Below are 19,822 nucleotides of genomic sequence, written 5' to 3' on the forward strand. Positions count from 1 at the left end.
CAGACAAAAACAAAGAAATGCTGATAAAGCTGGCAAAGACATTTATTGAAGAAGCAGCAGAGAAGGCAAAAGTGGGGGAGGTTGGTAAAAGGATATAACCATTATAAAATTTTGGTTAAAATTGAGTTTCGGTAGATTCATACAGCTTCTGGTTTGAGATGATAGCTGCTCAAGCCGACTTTGTAATGAAGTGATTTTGAAGTTAATGATTTGAATTCATATTTCTGAACTGTATTAATTTTTAAAGAAAGAAGGGCGATATCGTAGTAGGAATATCAATACTGCCCTCTCTCAATTGGGCTAACCTGTAAACAAGGGAAGTTGGAGGTTCTCGGGTATGGTAGCACCAGCATGCTTTAACAAAAGCTTTAAAGTTTCTGTTAGGTTATCAGAATCTTGTGAAACACCTAATTTAATCCCAAAAGTTTGCAGAGACGGTGATACTGGCATTTTTCCTTCAATACTGTAATCAAATGCATGGAAACTTTGAAGTGATTTATCCTCATTCCCAACTGGATGTACAATGGTCATAGAGCAAACTAAAATGTCATTGTTTGTCCTATTATGTATTCCATGAACATATTTCAATGTGCAATCAGGTAGATACTTCGAAAAGGCCAAGTTTGGATATGTATATTTTGCATCAAGTATTATTAGTTTGGAAGATTCATTTTCCTTTCTTACTTCAATTACGACATCAGGGCTTCTATGTGAATATTTACCATGACTAGAGCGAGGTTTTACTTTCCCTTGCCTTATCACTTTCCCTTCAGAGTTGATATATAAGCTCTCATTTGAACGAGAGTTTTTGGGCATCCAATATATAGGTTCTCTGACCAAAGTAATTTCATTCCCGTCTATGTCGTGCATGAATGTGCTATTCGAATTAGGACGTCTTATAGGGTTTAAAATATTGTTCAGAGATTCACCTATTCTATAATAAGAGTAAGCCTCAAATAACGCTGGAATGCTTTTTATAGCCAATAGATTTTGGTAAACAGACCAATCCGGACTACTTTTTTCAAACCAGTTAATATATTCAATAAAAACGCCTCTATAGCTTTGTTGAGCCTCTGCTTTTTGAGTCAATATTGGTCGATCAAGAACATAGTTGGTCACTGGAATGGACTTGTCTAAACTGTGTTTCAGAAACTTCAAGCGATCTATTGCCCGTAAACAACGCTCTATTTGGTTGCCAAGAAGCACTTTTTTGAATCGATTTACTTGAGTAAAGAAAGAAGAGTAGCCTTCTGGCATTTGCTCATTAAATGTTGATTTTAAAGAGTCGGATTTATTGTAGTTTGAAAGTTGCTTATCTGCTTCATTTAAAAGAGTTACGATGAAACCATGAATTACTTGGTTTTCATATACGTTGGAGTTTTCTTTTAGTTCTGGCACTTGAATTGAATGAGCTTTATACATCCTACTGTCGAACTCGAAGTGTGCACGATCTATATCATCGACTTCTTCAACAACAGAAAGGTTGTCTAACAACCAGCCTAAAGCGCTATCATCCAAACTCTCTTCCCCTGACGCTTGCAAGACACGGTGCTCTGGTAAAAGTTTAGTTATAGGCTTTGCAAACAAATTTTGAAATAGAAATGATAGCTTATCAATAGTTTTCTCAAGCCTCTCCAAGCTACCATTAGGAGAAGTTGAACCTTCCTTAAATCCGGCTCCATGCTTTGTTGTTTGAAAAAGAGAATGAAGTTGTTCGTCTCCTAAAGTAGCCAGATAGGAGAGCATGTCCTCCACATTTTTAGCATTAATTTTTGATGCAAAGACTTCCAATGGAGCAAAGCTTTTGACTATTTTGCTTTCATTTTCATCTTCAAGTTCAACAGATAGCTCTGCTAGCCCAAAGTAGTTTATAAACAAGCATTCTAACGATCGGCTTTTAAGCCGTTGGGGTTTCCAAATAAAAATTACGCGGTTTTCGTCATAGTCTACGTAAGTTGCAGGAATCCTATGGTCATAGAGATTTAGAGTAGCTCTTTGAAAATCTGATGGAGCACTTAAAACTAACTCTATTGCTTCATTCTCTCTTATCCATGAAGCTGGCTCTACTATTGAGCCAACCTCATTCAAACGAATAACTTCTCCTGATCTACTACCTGACTTGATGTGTAGCTCTAAATGCATGTTCGTCTACCCCTAGAAATATGAGTATGAACCTGTAAATTCATTACCACTTGCCAGAATTCTCTCTATCTGAGATGCTGAACGTGGGTAAGTTTTGTTTACAATAGTCAGTAGTTGTTCCAAACGTTTTCTAAATGAAGCTCCATATCCTTCAATATGTGGAAGAATATGCTGCTGAATAGCGAAGTCCATGGCAGCTTCTGAGCCAATCATCTGGCCTGCGACATCACAATAACTTGTAATCGCGTTTACTTTCCGCCTGCTTATCGGAATGGACTTTCCGAATGAAGGATCACGAGTACTCAATGTATCGATTATTTTAGCAAGAATAGATTCGTCGGCTTTAGATAGCTCTGCATACTCTGGAACAAATAATTTCCGCAGCTTTGATGCTTTGATTGAGCCATCAAGTGTTAAGCTAGTTGCCTCTACTATTTTATCGTCAGGTGAATCCAAAGTAATTACTGGGACTCGGTCAATGAGTCTAGGAGATAATTTCTCTGTAGTAGCATCATTGTTAATTGTTGCAATAAATCTTGTATTGTCACCGATTTCGAGGAACCGGTGGCTTTCATGAGGGATCCCCGTATCTATTGGACGATTTAAGTTCTCTAGATCACATAAAGCAAGGAAGTCAGACCAGTAGTGCTCCATGCTTGATAAATTAGCTTCGTCCAAAAGGATTAGCTTTAGAGCATCGCAATCTTTGGATTCTTGCCTAGAAAGAAAACTATACAGTCCAGTTCTAGACTCTTGGTAAACATCTTTAAGTGAGTTATAAAAACCTAGCGTATCTCTACTTGATACCCATCCTCGACCAACAGGTACATACAAGAAATTCTGATCTCCCTTGCTACTGCCTAAATGTAATGCTTTTGCAAGGCGTGTTGCAGTTGATGTTTTACCTGTACCAGGAGGACCTGACAATATTGTAAGGAACGATTGATTTACCGAAACGATAAGGTTTGTCATCTCTTCTTTGCTAAATGTTCTCCCATTGTCTTGAGCGAAATGAGAGACAATGGAATCTACAACTTGTTCGGCTGTGTCTGGTTCAGATTGGCTGTATATAATGGGACAATACTGTTGAGCTGGTTTGGATACTGAAGCTGATTTACCACTTAAAACCCTATTAATGGCTTCCATCTCGCCAATTTTTTTTGCTAGCTCTTCAGTGTCATTGTTTTTTAGTGTAGCTTCGAAGCCTTTTACTGTAGATTCGAGTCTTTTGGAATGCTGTTCGTAGTAGTTACAATCATTTTTTAGTGCCTCAATTTCATTAACTAGCTCTAGTCGACCAAGCTTTTCTTTTATCTCCTTATCAAGTGAATCTTGTTTATCCTCTAGAGATGAAATATTTTCACTCAGCTCTTGTTGTTTCAATTTTAAAGTTTGTCTAACTTCATCTTCAGTCTCAGCGGCGATTCTTGCAATTTTGTCTTGCGCATCTCTGCGTTTTTGAGCAACAGTTTCAACGATTTGTGCTATCTCTTGCTCTTTTGCCGCAATCAGAGACTTTTGTTCTTGTAATTTCTGTTGAATCTTTTTCTCTTCTGCTTTTGCATCTGCTTTAACTTTGTCAATAAAATCGCTCAAAAGTGTGGACTTGTTAACTTCAACATATTCGTTCAGAAATGATTGACCAGAGTTACTTTCTAGATAGTTTTTTACGAGCTCAAAGCCTATGTCTGCTTCACTTAAATATCTATCTAATAGACCTTTTAGACGTTCCAGTCGTTCATCAGACTTACCAAATTTATTTGCCTTTTCGCTGTCAGTAATTATTTGCTGCAGTCGCTCGGCTTCTTTTTTTCCTAATCCCTTGGTCTGCTTACCAAAGCCGAGTTGGTTTACTATTTTGATCAGTTGGTCATCTGAAACATAGTCAATACTGCTTTTCTCGATTCGATGCGAGGAAAGTTGTTTGAATGAGGATACAAATAGCATTGATTCATCGTTGATCCTTGTCTCAACTAAGCAATTAGTAATACTGTTTGCGGGAAATCTTCCTATATAACCCTTGCCGAAAGATAAACTTGGATGCACATATGGCTCCACAATATATCTATCGTCATCTGTTTGGCTGCTAGTGAGAGGTCCGTAAAGGAAACCGTCGTCTAGAATAAAAAATGGTCTAGAAGGTGGGGTAATTCCTGCCGGTAAGATACCGTTTTCTTTGCTTGGTAGTGAAACCGATACTATCGGTAACAAAGTACTTGGAGTTAGATCAGAAAAGGCTGCTTCATCGCGAGCCCAATATCGAGGAGAGCCACTTTGAAGTGATTTTTCTTCATCTAAGTTGTGGGACTTTAGAATGAAGAGTTCGTCTGTTTCATAGTTAGTATCGATATATGGGTATCCCTTCGAAACTAAGATATCTTGAGGGTAATCTTGCTTAATTACCGGGGTAAATTCCTCATTGTCAGAGATGCTTAATATCGGGGTTACAAATCCTTGGTTTTCATTTAATTGTGTGGATTTTATAACAACCAGTTTATTGAGAGCTTTTCGTTCCTGCATTGTATGTACCTAACCAATCGATTAAATCTGATTTAACTTCAAGCATCTTACACTCTATCTCGGATTTAAAGCGAATATAAACTTTGTTTCATTTCAAAATGTTGAGCTGATTAGTGAAAAAATTGTTCATATATAGGTGATTCAATGCATTGGAACATCTGTGTCACGTATCGCGTGAATTTATTCGTAATTTGATAGTTTATGCTTGTATGAGTCCATGAGAAGGTATTCATTTACTACCAAAGAGCAATTTCTACTCAAATACAAAATATGATGCACGGGGACAACTCTTACTCTTAAATGTTGTTTTATCTTCGTCCACACAGCATCGAATTGGGAGCTTTAAGACTTCCGCCCCCCAGATGAAGAACTCACCACTTCCGTATTCTTTCTAATGCCATCAATCAGGCGATCCAGCAGGGTAAACATCACTTCAATGCTGTAGCCTGCCAAAAATGCTAATGCCATAGGGGAAAGGGTCATATCCCCCATTTCTGGTTTTAATAACCAGCCTGTAATCATTCCGGCAAGGCAGCCTAACGTTAGTCTGAGCCGGTAGCCCACTTCGCGGCTGGCGGTGTACGTGAGGTTTCTGACTTGCTGAAGCAAACTTCTGAGCACAAAAATAAACGCCCCTAGTAAGCCGTAGAGCAATGGCAATACGTAGTTTTGTAGCATTTGCAGAACAGACTGCGCCGCAATAAGGTTGGCTTGATATTCCAGTTCTAACTGGTTGGTTGCTTCATTGGGTATTGGCAGGTCGAACTGAAATTCCTGCCCCAGCATCCATATCCAGTTCCATTTCTTTAAAAGCTGATAATTGGCTTCAAGATCCTGACTTAAGGGAAACGTGGCTTGGGGAAGGGAGTCTGCCAAAGTCTGGGTTAGCGAATGTCCGAACAGGTAGAACATCTGAATCGCCAGTAAGCAGATTAAGGTCATCACCGTGTAGCGCCGATACCAGGTAATGACTCTCGTTGCGCCAGTAAAGGTGACTTTGCCATCGCTGGCACTGGGGACGACGGCTTTGATGCTTTCAACCGTAACGGGATACACCTGTTTTGCCAGCCGATCAAAACTGTGCAGCAACTGGATTTCGTCTTCTGTGTTCCAGTATTTGGTGCCGAGTTTGGCGTTGGCTTGGGCGATGCCCTGCGCGATGTTGGCGTCGATAGAAAGGTCCCCGTGCCGGGCAACGTAGTGCAGTAAAAGACATCCGTCGCTGACAAGGAGCTGTAAGTCGCTGTCAGGTTGAAGGCTGGAGTCATTCGTTTTTGTCTTTACTTGTCTGCTCTGCACGAGGAAAACCTAATTTGATGCGTTGTTATTGAGCTTGAGGCGAGGATATCTAGTACTGATAAGATCCCACTTCGTGGTCGAGGTAATCGAACAGCTTGCAGTGACCTTGCTCGTTATTCCAAATCGCTCTTGGGCTGCAAAAACTGAATTCGCCTTCGTTTAAGTGTTCTTTGTTTGTGAACACCTTGACGGAGGATTGCGCCTGCAATCGGATGCCTTCTGGAAAGGTGAAAGTCGTCTGGTTGCGCACAGATTCCACTCGCCAGGCTCCGATGTCTACTGTGTTGTCTGAAACGTTGGAAATTTCCACATATTCGTCGCCTTCGGTGTGCTTTTCTTCCCCGTCAAAATAAATGTTGGTGATAAGCACGTCAGGGTAGGCGTCACCACCATACGCTAAGGTCGACACGCTTTGACCATGTGGGTTGAGTAGGGTTGCGGTATCGCCATGGTTGTTCCAGATGGGTTTGTCGGACTGAAAACTGAATTCAGAATCGCCAGACGTCGCCACACGAATTTTGCCATATGGTGCCAGAACTGAACCTTCTGGAAATTCAAATTCCTGATCCGGTGAACCCGCCAGAATTTTCCAACTGGTGAGGTCAATTGCCAGCCCGCCCCGGTTAACAATGTCGATGTATTCGTCCAGATGATCGGTCTGCCCTTTGAAGTCGAGCGCCCCAATTTCTACTTGACTGGTTTCCTGAATTCGGTTTAAGTCTTCCCATAGCTCGTCGAGTTGTGGTTTGGTCAGAGTGTTCGCCAGCCTGCTTTCAAGAAGGGTTTTCAATTGTTCCTGAATGTATTGAATCGTCAGTGCCACGTTATTTTCCTTTTGCGTTTGTGTTTTGGTTATTTTGAGGCATCTCTGCTGCTGCATCCCTGTCAGAGCGAGGAAGAATTCAGGGAAATTAACGATGTGGCTTATAGGTAAAGAAGGGGAGAAAAAAGGCAGAGGTTGACTCTGCCAAGGGGTTCTCATGGTTTTATCAGCCTGCGTGTTTGTCGTACGCGGCAAGCAGTTTTTCGTCGTAGCGGTTCTCGGCGTACGCCGGACCGTTGTAGTAGCGGGCAAAGGTCGCCCAGTCCAGTTTCTGAATGGCGGTGTGTAAGCGCGAATCTGCCTTAATGAAATTCACAAAGGCAAACAGGTGGAAGCGTTCGGCAAGAAACATCTCGCGAACAAAGGTTTCGACATCGTCATACCCTGCTGCCTGATGGTTGAAGCCCATGATCTGGTAGCGTCCATAAGATGCCGACATCAGTGCCGCTTTGCGGTTAAGTGCCATTGCGTTTTGCAAGCGCTCGTATTCCTTTTCTCCGCCGACATAAAGTGAACGATCCCACTTGCGAGATGAAATCTCGGGGTGAGATTCATCAAACTGGCGGTCGCTGCATTTAGAGAAAATGTGCGCTTCGAACAAGATGCACGGAGGACCACTGGCAAAGAAACCACTGCCTGCTGATTCCACTTCAGACACCGCTTTCACCGCTGCAACATCGCAGTCCAGCGATTCAGCCGCTTTTTCAAAGTCTTCTTCAGACAAGCTCACTTCAGGCTTTATCCGAGGTAAAAACAGGCTTGGCGCAAAGCCCAGTTCATCGGAAGCCGCTTCTGCCAACGCTTTGTGGCTTTTGCCGTTGCAGTCGATACGACCGTCGGGGTTTTTAAAGCCCAGAATACTGGCTTGCATCTTCTTGATGGCTTGGCAGGTTTTGGAGGTGTCGAAGTCATCACCAATGATGCCATCTTCAACCAGAGTTTCATCCAGCCCAATTTTGTCACTGGCTTCGTTCAGTGCTTTTTGAATCACAAGTACATCTTCCGCTAAGTTTTCACCAAGTGTGCCCACCGAAGACGTTAAAGGAAGGTCTTTCATTGTTTGCTCCTGAATGCGTAATTTCGTCTTCATTACGGTATCTGAGATCTGGTGAAGAAAACTTGGTGGAATGGAGGGGGAAACCCGCCAGAACAGTGAAATCAGCTTTAAGGAAGTTATAGAAATTATGGCTTTAGAGTAAGCGATAATAATTCTATAAATACGACTTAGTGCAAATTCTTAGTGATAATCAGAATGAATAAATATGATATGTTCATTCCAAAAAAAACAGCAGGCTAAAGCCTAAATAACAAATCAAAGGAATTGTATGCTTCGTCAATTAAAAGCTTCGTCAGTGCTAGGGATTGCGGTTCTTCTTACTGCGTGTGGAGGCGGTGGATCTGGCTCAAACGATTCAGGTTCGTCAACTTCAGAGCAGAAAAAACAGAAGAGATTTCACAAGCCTCTAAAACCCTAACAAACGCAACTCAACATACCCCTGAAGAGCTTAAAAAAGCCGCGTACAGCTTGGTTGAGCATGGGTATGCCGGAAAATCAAATGTGGTGCAACTAAATGAAACTGTTGTAGGGCAGGCTTCAGTTGCTTCGCTATTGCCGGAATATCGTCACATTTTTAGTGATGACCAAATTCGTAATTTTCTTTCTTTAAAGGATGTCGCTGGTAAGTCATTTACCTGTGGCGTCTCTGGCTTTGTTGATGTTCACTCTAAATGGAATGAGCAAGGCATAAGAGTTATGTCATTGGATTTCAATAATTGTGTGACTTCATCATTGCATTGGATGAAGGTTTCAGGAGTGCTGGCATTATCTTCTGAGAGTTATAAGCAAAAAAGCTATTATTTTGACGAGCTAGATATTGATGGAGTGAAAGTAACGGGGTACACCCAAATACATTCCTCTGAGTTTGATAGTGGTGGGCATGAAGATGCGATAAAAAGTCATCTTTTGTATTCTTACAAAGACGGAAGAAATATCAAGGTAGAACTTGAAGAATCGTCAATTGCTCCTAATCGCGATACACAGGCAACTTTTGGTGTTAGAGGTACGGTGTGGTTAAGCGAATCTGGGAAAGTTAAGATTTCATCCCAAGGACTAAAATCTTCGTACAATGGCTTCTACGTTGGTTCTCTGAGCTTTAAAGCAGATACTGAAATCCAGCTTTCGTTTTCGGATAAATTCTTTACCTATAAAAAAGATTTAGACGGTGATGGCTCTTTTGAATTAGGTACGCACCTATCTAAAGTGAATGGTTTCCAGTTCGCTTTGACACAACCCGTTGATCTCTATCCACTTGACCTATTGACACAGCCACCCGCATTTACGGGTATGCCTTCACTGCTGTCATATAATGTGAGTACAGCTAACGCCATTATTGTTGAAAGCTCGGTATTTTCAGACCCTGATACACCAGCGGAAAATTTACAACTGAGCTATCGATGGTATATCAATGATGAGTTGGTTGAGGGAGAAATAACCAATACCCTTCCCGCCTATATGGCGGCTTATGGTGATGAAGTTAAAGTTCAATCGGTCATTTTTGATGGAACGAGTTCAATAACCAGTGAATGGGCATATGTTTTCCTTAATGACACTAAGCCAGTAATCAAAACAGAAAACCTACCCGCACAAGTTTTTGAAGGGGATGAATTGCAATTTGGCGTATCGTTGTTTGATTTAGATACAAATGGTTCAGAAAGAGTCCGTATGGAATCTGGACCCGACGGTGCCACAATCAGCAGCGATGGCGTTGTCTCTTGGACTGTACCTTCCGATTCCGACTTTTTATTTCCCGTCCAAGTTTTTGAATTTACGTTTAAGTCAGTTAGTGACCAATTCTCTGAGTATGTTTTGGAATTAAAGGTAAATAGCGGCAAGTCAGCGCCTATCGCTCGTTCTGGTGAGTATAGCCCATACAAAGACAATTCTATTGTTATCGATGATTTTGATGGTGATGGTTTAAATGAGTTCCTAACAACAGATAATGGTAGGGGGCTTTATCTTTATAGTTATGATAATGGGCAATACAACCAAAAATGGATGTACCCTTATCAATTACCAAACAATGCTTGGATAGAGCAGGTTCACTATATAGATATTGATAATGATCTAAAAAAAGAAATAGTAATAGTTACCTCAAAGAATATCCTTACCTTAGAAGAGCTGTCCAGTAAACCTAAGGTCGTGTATGAAGCTCCTCAGAAAATACTGAGGGCGGCATTTTCAGATACGGATGATGATGGTGTGATGGAAGTTGCCATCATACATTATGCTTGGGAAGAGAATTGGTCCAAGCTTTCTGCATTTAGTTGGAATGACTTTTCTAACCCTATAATAGCGGAGATCGATGTAGCAGGAACAACTCAGCTTGTGTATTCGAATGTTGATAATGATCAGTCACCTGAACTTATATTAAATAGCGGTTTAGTTATTGACACCTCTACATGGGCGATTCAATGGAATTACAATGGACGATTTTCTGCAGATAGAATGATCATTGAAGATTTCAACCAAGACGGTGTGAATGAAATCGTTGGAAGAGACAATTTCAGTAACTTTTCTATTTACTCTGCCGTAACGAATACTTTAATCAGTCTCTCGTCTATTCAAAGCTTGTCTCCATGTGATTTAGAGACATCTTATTCAACGATCGGAGTGAGCGAATTGTTGGTTATGAATTGTTCATATGATGGCGTAAAAGCATTCAAATTAGAAGGTGGAACTCTTTCTCAGGTGTGGCACTTGCCTACTTCTAGCCCATATGACGCAAGTTCTCTAACTATTGGTGATTTTGATAATGACAGTAATCTAGAGCTATTATGGGGGACTAACCACAGTTATTCACTCAGAGGTTTTGCTAGTGCGGATATTTCTGGCAACAGTGCTACGCTGAAACATACAAGTATTGTCAAGCCTTCGACAGCATTTAGATCAGTAGGGTGGGCAAACATTACACCTGTTAAAGAAGAAGCGCTGTTTTTGGTTGGTAAGTACGACAATAGTGATGTTAGAGATAAATTTACGACAGTAAGCTCTGAAGGCAAGGTCAACTTTAGCTCTGGAACAAGCTACACTAGTTATTCATTACTCAATACAGTGCACACCGACTTTGATAGTGATGGCTATTCTGAAATCGTTATACCTAAATTTAATTATGCAGTATCACAGATAGAGCTAATCCAACTAGATGGTGAGTTGGTTAATAATTCTCCTGATGTAGCAAGAGATAACGGTGATATTATTGTGAAAGCTTCCGATTTTAACCAGGATGGAAAGAAGGAAGTTGTGTTAGCTCATGGTACTGCGATGACGATATACGATGTAACGAACGATAGGACCATTGCATCTTATCAGCATTCACAGAGTGGTGAGCAAATTCGTGAATTTGAAGTGTACGATGCAATTTCTGGGTCTATTATTGTCTCACATGGACACAAGTTATCTCTTCTTAAAGTAACTGGAAGTTCAATGATCAAAAAGTCCACTTACAACCTCTCTGATTTCGGTTGTCGAAATATTTTAGTATTTAACCACGACTCAGACAGTAGCAAGGAAATAGCGTGTTTTTCTGATCAGACAACTGGCAAGGGTAATCAGCTTTTGGTATTCGAGATTGAGGTAAATCACCTCACTCTCAAAGAAAGTTATTCTTTAAATTTTGAAATCAGTGGTGTGGCGGTTATTTCTTCGCAACCTAATGAACAAGGCTTTATTGTCTCCACAAAGGAATACACACACTTTGTTTCGAGCGCATCTCACCTTTATTATTTGAGAAAACTTAACCACAAAGGTGATTCAATATGGAGAAGCTCTCCGCTAATTGGTGAACCTAGTAGCCATGGTATTAAGCTACGAAATCATCCCGAAAAAGGGCTGCAAGCGCTCGTTTCCACAGAGCAAGCTATGTACCAAATCAACCCATAGCATTAACTATAGCGAAGGCGAGCCGAATGGTTCGCCTTTCTTTTATTCATCACTTGGCTACTTGATTGTTTTACTACTTATCTCACACTCACCATACTTTTCTCTGTAATTAGAGCCAATATCAGTTTCCACTGTTTAAGACTAGGTAGGGGACGCAATTTCTGATAGCTTTGAGCGGTCTTGAGAAAAAGGTTGTACATTGCGCTGTCAGATATGAAGAAGATACAAGTTTCGCACCTCATTGGGTGTGGTTTGCTTACCATTGGAATGCCCGCTCTTGCTTTCGATCTAGAAATAGAGGGCTTAAAAGGAGAACTGGACACCAATGTGTCTGCTTATCTGTCGGCGATTGACCCAAGTGAATATTCCACTTCGCTGCGCTTTCAGTCGCGCCTAGAAGACAACATTATCAAAGCGTTAAAGGCGCTTGGACACTATCAACCCGAGATCAGTTTTGTGGCGGCGGAAGACGGTCAGTCACTCACTGTGAACGTCGATCCTGGTCCTCTTGTCACCATTCGAATCAGTGATCTTGTTATCTCAGGAGAAGCCGCGACCGACCCGGATTTCATCAAGTTACGAGAAGGTTCTAAGCTCGGTGTTGGAGATCCACTGAACCACGCAAATTACGAAGCCTATAAATCCAGCTTAAGAAATCTGGCATTAAGAAAGGGCTATTTTGATGGTGAATTTGGGCAAACCAAACTTGAAGTTGCGCCAGAGCATAAACAGGCATTCGTCACGATAGAATTTGATAGCGGTCAGCGCTACTACTTTGGCGATGTGCAAATCTTTGGTAGCCAGATCCGAGAAAGCCGGGTGAAATCACTTGTGCCATTTGAAGCAGGCGAACCCTATCTGGCGTCTAAAATTGGCGAGCTTAACCAGAGTCTTTCTAATACCGAATGGTTCTCTTCGGTGCATGTCGAGCCCGAATTAAGTTACATCGGAAAGCAGCGTGAGCTGCCGATGAACATTAACCTTGCCCCACAGTCCGAAAACCAAATCGAAACTGGATTGGGTTATTCCACCGACATCGGCTTTCGTGGCAAGTTGAGCTGGAAAAAGCCTTGGCTGAACGATCGTGGTCATAGCCTGCACAGCAGCTTGTCTCTGTCTTTGCCTGAACAGGCGATCACCGCTAGCTATAAAATTCCATTGGAAGATGTACTGCGCGAGTACTATGAAATCCAGTACGGGATGAAACGTACCGATAAGGACGAAACTAAAAGTTTAGAGCACAACTTAGCGGTGAAGCGCCACTGGAAGCTGGATTCCGGCTGGCAGAGAACCGCGTCGATACGCTTTTTGTACGATGATTCGGAAGAGCGTGGTGAATCGAGAATTTCCAAATTTGTGTTACCGGGCTTTACCTTTAGTAGAGCACGAGTGCGCGGTGGCGCTATGCCTATGTGGGGAGACAAGCATCTCCTGACCGTAGAGGCAGGTAATGAAAGTTTACTCTCGGACACGGGTATTTTGAGGTTACAAGGCAGAACCGCCATTGTACGAAGCATTGGAGAAAATCACCGCGGCTTAGCACGCTTTGATGCTGGTGGCGTATTTGCCGGCGATTTTGACAAAGTACCGCGTTCACTCAGGTTCTTCGCGGGTGGTGACAACAGCATTCGTGGTTATGGTTACGAAGATATCCCAGCTACCCAACCAGAAGACAAATTCAGTGGTGGTAAATACTTAGCGGTCAGCAGTCTGGAATACCAGTATCGGGTATACGGCAACTGGTGGCTGGCAGCCTTCGTTGACTACGGTGATGCATGGACGGATAAACCCGACTGGAAAACCGGTGTAGGTGTGGGCGTTCGGTGGGCATCACCAGTCGGTCCCATTCGTTTAGATTTCGCTAAGGGGTTAAACCAAGAGTCTGGTGACCAATTTAAGATTCACTTTACGTTGGGACCTGAGCTATGACCCGTACCGTTGCTAAATGGCTGGTGCGTCTGGCCTTGTTCATCCCTTGTCTGATCTTAGTGATTTTACTTTTGCTGGGCGCGTTGTTGTTCACTCAGCCCGGTCTCAGTCTGGCTATGTGGGGAGCGCAAAAAGCGTTGCCACAACTGAGTGTCGGTGAATCCGAAGGTGCCATTCTTACAGACATTGTGTTGAAAGATGTGTCCTTCACCGACCCAGATTTATTCATTGATTTAAAAGCCAAGCGTGTTCAGCTTGATTTAGATGCCGAGTGTCTGTTTGAACCGCGTGTCTGTATTGAAAACCTGATTCTGGAATCTCTCACCTTTGTATTGACGGATACTGCCCCGTCGGAAGAAGAGCCAGCACCTTTAGAGCCTGTGACTGAAATCAAACTGCCGGTTCCTGTCTCTGTCAGCAATATTCAGCTTAATAACATTGCTCTGGATGTACTTGGAAATCAGGTGCAGTGGGATACTTTTTCGACCGCTATTACGATGGAAGGGCGAGAACTGACCCTGCACCCCACTCAATGGAATAACATTGATATTACGCTGGCAGAATCTGAAGAGCCCTCAGCCCAAAAAGAGTCCTCAGCGAAAGACTCACCTAAGCCAGCGCAGGATATTGAACTACCAGAAGTGCTTATTCCTCTGGATGTGGTTATTGAAGGCTTTGATGTCCGGGACTTTACATTGAATGGTGGCTCTCCAGTTAAAATTCATCATTTAGGGCTACAAGCCAAAGCAGGAGACCATAATGTCGAGATCGAAAAACTGGAACTCGATATGCCAGAAGTCACTGCCAAAGCCAGCACCCAAGTTGAGCTTAAAGGGGATTACCTGCTGCCAAGCTTAGCACTGGATGCCACGCTCAATCAGACAGATTTAAAAGGTCAGACGCTTAAGTTAAGTGCAAATGGCAGTGTCGCAAACCTCAACCTAAATGCGGATCTCGGTGGTGTTGTAAAAGCGCACTTGGAAGGCAAGCTGGAGCCGCTAAAAGCAATTCTTCCGTTTGATGTGTCTTTGACAGATGGCGAAGTACAGTGGCCACTCACTGGCGAAGCGGATTATCAGTCTGATATCACTAGTATCGATTTGAAAGGCAACTTAGACGGCTTCGATCTAGCCGTAGCCCTGAAAGCAAAAGGCAAAGAGATCCCTGATGTAGCGCTCGATACCGCAGCAAAAGGCACGCTTCAAAACATCAAGGTTCATTCTCTTGTGTTGAACACTTTAGGCGGTCGGGTGTCCGGTCAGGTAGAAGCAGATTGGTCTGACTTAGTGAAATGGAATACTACGCTGGGTTTAGACAGTATTCAGCCGGGTCTGCAATGGCCAGAAGCCGAAGGCAATATCAGCGGAACCATTACGACCAACGGTCAGCTTACCAAGGCAGGCGGCTGGCAAGTCAGCGTGCCATTGCTGGCTATTCAGGGGCTGATTCGTGAATATCCGCTTTATATCAACGGTCAGTTGGATGCCGCTGACGTCAACATGAGTGGTGAGCCTAGCATTAAGACAGAAGGGCTTGAGCTGTCGCACGGTCCTAATAACTTGTTTGTATCGGGTTCTCTCGACAAACAGTGGGGGCTGGATGTCGAGCTGAACTTCCCAGAATTTGTTAAATCTATTCCTGACTTACGTGGTCATATGCATGGCGACGTGAAGCTTAGAGGTGAGTTCAAAGAGCCGCAGGTCAAAGTCGATTTAAGTGTGAATGACGTGGAATGGAAAGATGAAGCGTCGGTGAAGTCGGTCGCTCTATCTGGTGACATTTCACCTCTGCCTGCACCAAAAGGCGATTTGTCACTGGTGGTAAAAGATGTACAGGCACAAGACCAGTACATCGATAGTGTCGATTTGCAATTTTCGGGGACTCAGGAAGACCATCAGTTAACGCTGGATGTGCTGTCTGATCTGGTGTCCACCAGTTTGAAGATTGTCGGAGGATTAACCGAAAAACCAGAAATGGTCTGGAATGGAGAGCTGCAACGTGCAGACATTTCTTCTGAGCAAGGCACCTGGACATTGGAAAACACTGCTAAGCTCGGGTTCAACATGGCGAAAAACATAGCCACTGTACAAGCGCATTGCTGGCGACAGCAAGATGCGCAGCTTTGTGTTACCCAAGACATAGAGGCGGGTGAAAGTGGTGAAGCCAACATCGCGATTAAGAAATTTAACTTCGACCAGATCAAACGTTTTATTCCAGAAGAAACTGACCTGAAAGGCGAAGTTAACGCCACAGCCTGGGCTCGCTGGAAACCTGATGCAAAACCAGAAGTGAAGCTGTCGGTAAAACTGCCGGAAGGTAAAGTCACACAGACTCTAGAAGCGCCAATCACGGTGGGGTGGAATGGCATCACTCTGGATGCAGAATTGAAAAACGACCAGCTGACCAGCCAGTGGAACTTAGACCTGACGGACAACGGGCAGCTTACCGGGCAGGCTGACATCAGCAATGTTCAGTCAGACAAGCAAACCATTGATGGCAAGCTGGCAATATCCGACATTCATCTGGACATGTTAAAGCCTCTGTTGGGTGAGTTCAGTAAGGTGAATGCCAATATTCATTCCGATTTGGCGTTTAAAGGTCCTTTGCTGCACCCCAAACTTTACGGCGATTTCTCTATCGACAAGCTGCTTGCTAAAGGGGAAATCACTCCAGTAGACGTAAATGATGGTCAGATAGTTGCTACGTTTGATGGTTATGGTGCAGTGCTTAAATCTCAGATTCATACCCCAGATGGCACTCTGAATCTGGAAGGTGACGGTAATTGGGCAGATCTGAAGAAATGGCGGGCAAACCTGGCCGTATTTGCTGACGAATTAAACGTGAAACTGCCACCGATGGTTCACATTAAAGCGAAGCCGGACCTCAAGATCTCCGCTACGCCAGAGCTGGCAAAAATAGAAGGGGATATCTACCTTCCATGGGGTCGGATTGAGGTTGAAGAGTTACCACCGAGTGCGATTGGGGTTTCAAGCGATGAAGTACTGCTGGATCAGGACTTCAAACCTATCGAAGACAAAAAGCCGTTACCGATGAATATTCAGACCAACGTAAATATCAAAATTGGTGACGATTTTGGTCTGACGGCATTTGGTCTGGTTGGCAAACTAAAAGGCGATCTGAAAGTATCGCAGCGCGACAAAGGACCGTTTGTTGTTGGCGAAGTCAACATTCTGGATGGTTCTTTCCGCTCGTTTGGGCAGGATCTGGTTATCCAGACGGGTAAGATCCTGATGAACGGACCGGTCGACCAGCCGTATGTGGTGATTACCGCGATCCGAAATCCAGACAATATTCAGGACGATGTGACGGCGGGTATTCGTGTAGATGGTCCGGCTGACGATCCCAATGTCACCATATTTTCAGAACCGGCAATGCCACAGGCGAATGCACTTTCTTACCTGATGCGTGGTCGGGATATTGATGCTGAGGCAGGTGGTAACCTGATGACCACAACGCTGATTGGATTAAGCCTAGCGAAGAGCGGAAAAGTGGTCGGGGAGATCGGTCAGGCGTTTGGGGTTCAGGATTTACAACTGGATACAGCCGGTTCTGGTGATGATTCTCAAGTAACTGTGAGTGGTTACATATTACCCGGCTTGAAAGTCACCTACGGAGTGGGTATTTTTAACTCACTTGGTGAGTTCACGGTGCGGTATCGTTTGATGCAGGACTTGTATGTCGAAGCCGTGTCAGGCTTGAACAGCGCGGTGGACTTGATTTACCAGTTTGAATTTAATTAGATTCAGGTGCTGAATCGATGGAGAGCGCAATGGAACAGCTTGTGTTTGTATATGGGACGTTACGGCAGGGCGAAGAAAACCACCACTTTCTGGAAGGCTGTGAGCTGGTAGCGCAGTACCGTACAGGTCCGGATTTCGAGCTTTTCGACTTAGGCCATTACCCGGGGATGGTACAGGGACAGCAGGAAATCTGCGGCGAGATTTATCGCATTAACGCGCACACGCTCGCAAAACTGGATCATCTTGAAGACGTGCCCTACGAATACCGCCGTGAAAAAATCTCCACGCCATTTGGTGAAGCTTGGGTCTATCTGTATCAGGATGGCAGCAAGCTGTCAGAGCCGATTGATTCAGGCGACTGGTGCCAAAGGTTTTAGCAAAAGCCCGTCTCAAAGTGAGACGGGCTTTTGCTATTCGGAGAGTTATTTCTGTGCGCGCTCGTAAGATGTCAGGATTTCCTCACGTGCCGCAGCGGCATCGGCCCAGCCATCTACTTTCACCCACTTTCCAGCTTCAAGCTCTTTGTAACGCTCAAAGAAGTGCGTAATTTGTGCCTTCAAGAGTTCAGGAATGTCATTAACGTCCTGAATGTGGTCGTATTCTTTGGAAAGTTTGCTGTGAGGAACGGCAACCACTTTTGCATCTTCACCGGACTCATCCGTCATTTTCAATACACCGACCGGACGGCAGCGAATAACAGAACCCGGCATAAGCGGATGCGGAGTCGGAACCAGTACATCGACCGGATCGCCGTCTAACGAAAGTGTGTGGTTCACGTAGCCGTAATTACATGGGTAAAACATGGGAGCAGACATAAAGCGGTCAACAAATACCGCGCCAGAATCCTTGTCTACTTCATATTTAATGGGGTCTGCATTTGCTGGGATTTCAATCACAACATAGATGTCATCAGGCAGAGACTTACCTGCAGGTACATTATTTAAACTCATTACTGATTTCCTTTACGAATGAATTCTACTCAATTTAGCTTAAGCGAATTTTTACCGTCCGGCTATTCAACTTTAGGCGATCTGGGTGGAGATGATATCGATGAGAAAGCAGCGAAAGAGAAAACAACAGAAGAGAAAATAGCAAAGGTCAATCAGATGCCCCTGCTCAGGTCTGAGCAGGGGAAGGGGATCAGTCTTGATTCAGTTCGAGGAATTCTTCCACTTTGCGAACCATGTTCTTAGAACCAACAAAAAACGGCACACGCTGGTGAAGTTCGGTCGGTTTTAAATCCATAATGCGATTCACGCCGTCTGATGCCAGACCACCAGCCTGTTCAATCAAGAATGCCATAGGGTTGCACTCGTAAAGCAAACGAAGCTTACCATTCGGATGGCTCTGAGTACTTGGGTAGAGGTAGATACCCCCTTTAAGCAGGTTGCGGTGAAAATCTGCAACCAGAGAACCAATGTAGCGGGAGGTGTATGGGCGACCTTCCGAAGGCTCATTTTCCTGACAGTACTTGATGTATTTCTTCACTCCGGTTGGGAAGCGAATGTAGTTCCCTTCGTTGATGGAGTAAATCAGACCGTCTTCTGGGATCATCATGTTCTCGTGAGAGAGGCAGAATACCCCCAAAGATGGGTCGTAGGTGAAGCCATGCACTCCTTTACCTGTGGTGTACACCAGCATGGTCGAGGAACCATATATGATGTAACCAGCCGCGACTTGTTTGTCGCCAGGCTGTAGGAAGTCTTCTTCGGTTGGCGGTGTACCTATTGGAGACACGCGCTGGTAAATAGAGAAGATGGTGCCGACGGAAACGTTTACGTCAATGTTCGAAGAACCATCCAGTGGATCCATCAAAACGACATACTTCGCGTTTTTGTTGAGTTCTTTGTTGAACGCGACGGCTTCGTCTTCTTCTTCACTGGCAACACCACAAACCTGATCGCGGGCTTCCAGTGCGGCTTTGAACTTCTCGTTGGCGTATACGTCCAGTTTCTGCTGAGCTTCACCCTGAACGTTTTCTGTGCCAACTGCCCCGGTAATATCGACCAGACCAGCTTTATTGATTTCACGGTTTACGATTTTGGCAGCAAGTTTAATTGAACCGAGAAGAGAGGAAAGATCGCCACTGGCATGAGGGAAGTCATGTTGTTTTTCAACAATGAACTCGCCTAGGGTGCGTATCTCAGACATGTTTATTCCTTAGTTTGTTTCTTGAGCAGAGTTCTGAGCTACCGACGAATCTGACTGGGGAAGGTCAGCGTTTCTTTAGGGTTCACAGTCAAGAAACTGGGTCGCGCAAGTGAGCTCAGATACAATAACATCCCAATCTAAGTTGGGTTTCCTACCCGAATTAGTAGGGGTTCGGGGATACATTTAGTATTGTATAAGTGGAATCTTTTTAATGGTAATGAAGTAACTTGCTGATACCTGACTCATTTTAGTTGGACA

The 19,822-nt window shown here is 43.7% G+C and carries 11 protein-coding genes; 4 read left to right on the plus strand and 7 right to left on the minus strand.

Annotated elements, in window-relative coordinates; genetic code table 11:
* Positions 1-300: 300 nt before the first annotated feature.
* The 5 genes from RH89_RS19035 to RH89_RS19055 form a co-directional block, all read right to left on the minus strand.
* The gene (locus RH89_RS19035) at positions 301-2,142 is read right to left on the minus strand and encodes a hypothetical protein (RefSeq protein WP_004405505.1); all 1,842 of its coding nucleotides are present in this window, start codon (positions 2,140-2,142) and stop codon (positions 301-303) included.
* 12 nt (positions 2,143-2,154) lie between these two features.
* Positions 2,155-4,662: an AAA family ATPase gene (locus tag RH89_RS19040; protein ID WP_004405507.1), complete on the minus strand. Its 2,508-nt coding sequence runs from the start codon at positions 4,660-4,662 to the stop codon at positions 2,155-2,157.
* 342 nt (positions 4,663-5,004) lie between these two features.
* Entirely contained in the window at positions 5,005-5,961 is a 957-nt protein-coding gene (locus tag RH89_RS19045) for a hypothetical protein (RefSeq protein ID WP_004405508.1), read from the minus strand.
* A 49-nt stretch (positions 5,962-6,010) separates the two neighbouring features.
* Positions 6,011-6,784 carry a lamin tail domain-containing protein gene (locus RH89_RS19050; protein ID WP_004405509.1) on the minus strand — a complete coding sequence of 258 codons (774 nt, stop codon included), beginning with the start codon at positions 6,782-6,784 and terminating at the stop codon, positions 6,011-6,013.
* Positions 6,785-6,950: 166 nt separating this feature from the next.
* Positions 6,951-7,841: an N-acetylmuramidase family protein gene (locus RH89_RS19055; protein WP_004405510.1), complete on the minus strand. Its 891-nt coding sequence runs from the start codon at positions 7,839-7,841 to the stop codon at positions 6,951-6,953.
* Between the two features lie 324 nt (positions 7,842-8,165).
* On the opposite strand from RH89_RS19055, the gene RH89_RS19060 reads away from it, so the two are divergent.
* The 4 genes from RH89_RS19060 (at position 8,166) to RH89_RS19075 (ending at position 17,790) form a co-directional block, all read left to right on the plus strand.
* The gene (locus RH89_RS19060; protein ID WP_004405511.1) at positions 8,166-11,723 is read left to right on the plus strand and encodes an FG-GAP repeat domain-containing protein; all 3,558 of its coding nucleotides are present in this window, start codon (positions 8,166-8,168) and stop codon (positions 11,721-11,723) included.
* Positions 11,724-11,936: 213 nt separating this feature from the next.
* Complete coding sequence (gene tamA, locus RH89_RS19065) at positions 11,937-13,652, plus strand: autotransporter assembly complex protein TamA (RefSeq protein ID WP_038146710.1); 1,716 nt, start codon at positions 11,937-11,939, stop codon at positions 13,650-13,652.
* Positions 13,649-17,413 carry an autotransporter assembly complex protein TamB gene (gene tamB, locus RH89_RS19070; protein WP_004405513.1) on the plus strand — a complete coding sequence of 1,255 codons (3,765 nt, stop codon included), beginning with the start codon at positions 13,649-13,651 and terminating at the stop codon, positions 17,411-17,413. The genes tamA and tamB overlap by 4 nt, the downstream gene beginning before the upstream one ends.
* A 29-nt stretch (positions 17,414-17,442) precedes the next feature.
* Positions 17,443-17,790: a gamma-glutamylcyclotransferase family protein gene (locus tag RH89_RS19075; protein WP_004405514.1), complete on the plus strand. Its 348-nt coding sequence runs from the start codon at positions 17,443-17,445 to the stop codon at positions 17,788-17,790.
* A gap of 45 nt (positions 17,791-17,835) precedes the next feature.
* Here the strand turns inward: RH89_RS19075 and ppa are convergent, their stop codons facing one another.
* Together ppa and fbp are read right to left on the minus strand one after the other, a co-directional pair.
* Positions 17,836-18,363 carry an inorganic diphosphatase gene (gene ppa, locus RH89_RS19080; RefSeq protein ID WP_004405515.1) on the minus strand — a complete coding sequence of 176 codons (528 nt, stop codon included), beginning with the start codon at positions 18,361-18,363 and terminating at the stop codon, positions 17,836-17,838.
* A gap of 190 nt (positions 18,364-18,553) precedes the next feature.
* Complete coding sequence (gene fbp / locus RH89_RS19085) at positions 18,554-19,564, minus strand: class 1 fructose-bisphosphatase (protein ID WP_004405516.1); 1,011 nt, start codon at positions 19,562-19,564, stop codon at positions 18,554-18,556.
* Between the last annotated feature and the right edge of the window lie 258 nt (positions 19,565-19,822).

Source organism: Vibrio nigripulchritudo ATCC 27043 (genome assembly GCF_000222685.1).
Classification (GTDB): domain Bacteria; phylum Pseudomonadota; class Gammaproteobacteria; order Enterobacterales; family Vibrionaceae; genus Vibrio; species Vibrio nigripulchritudo.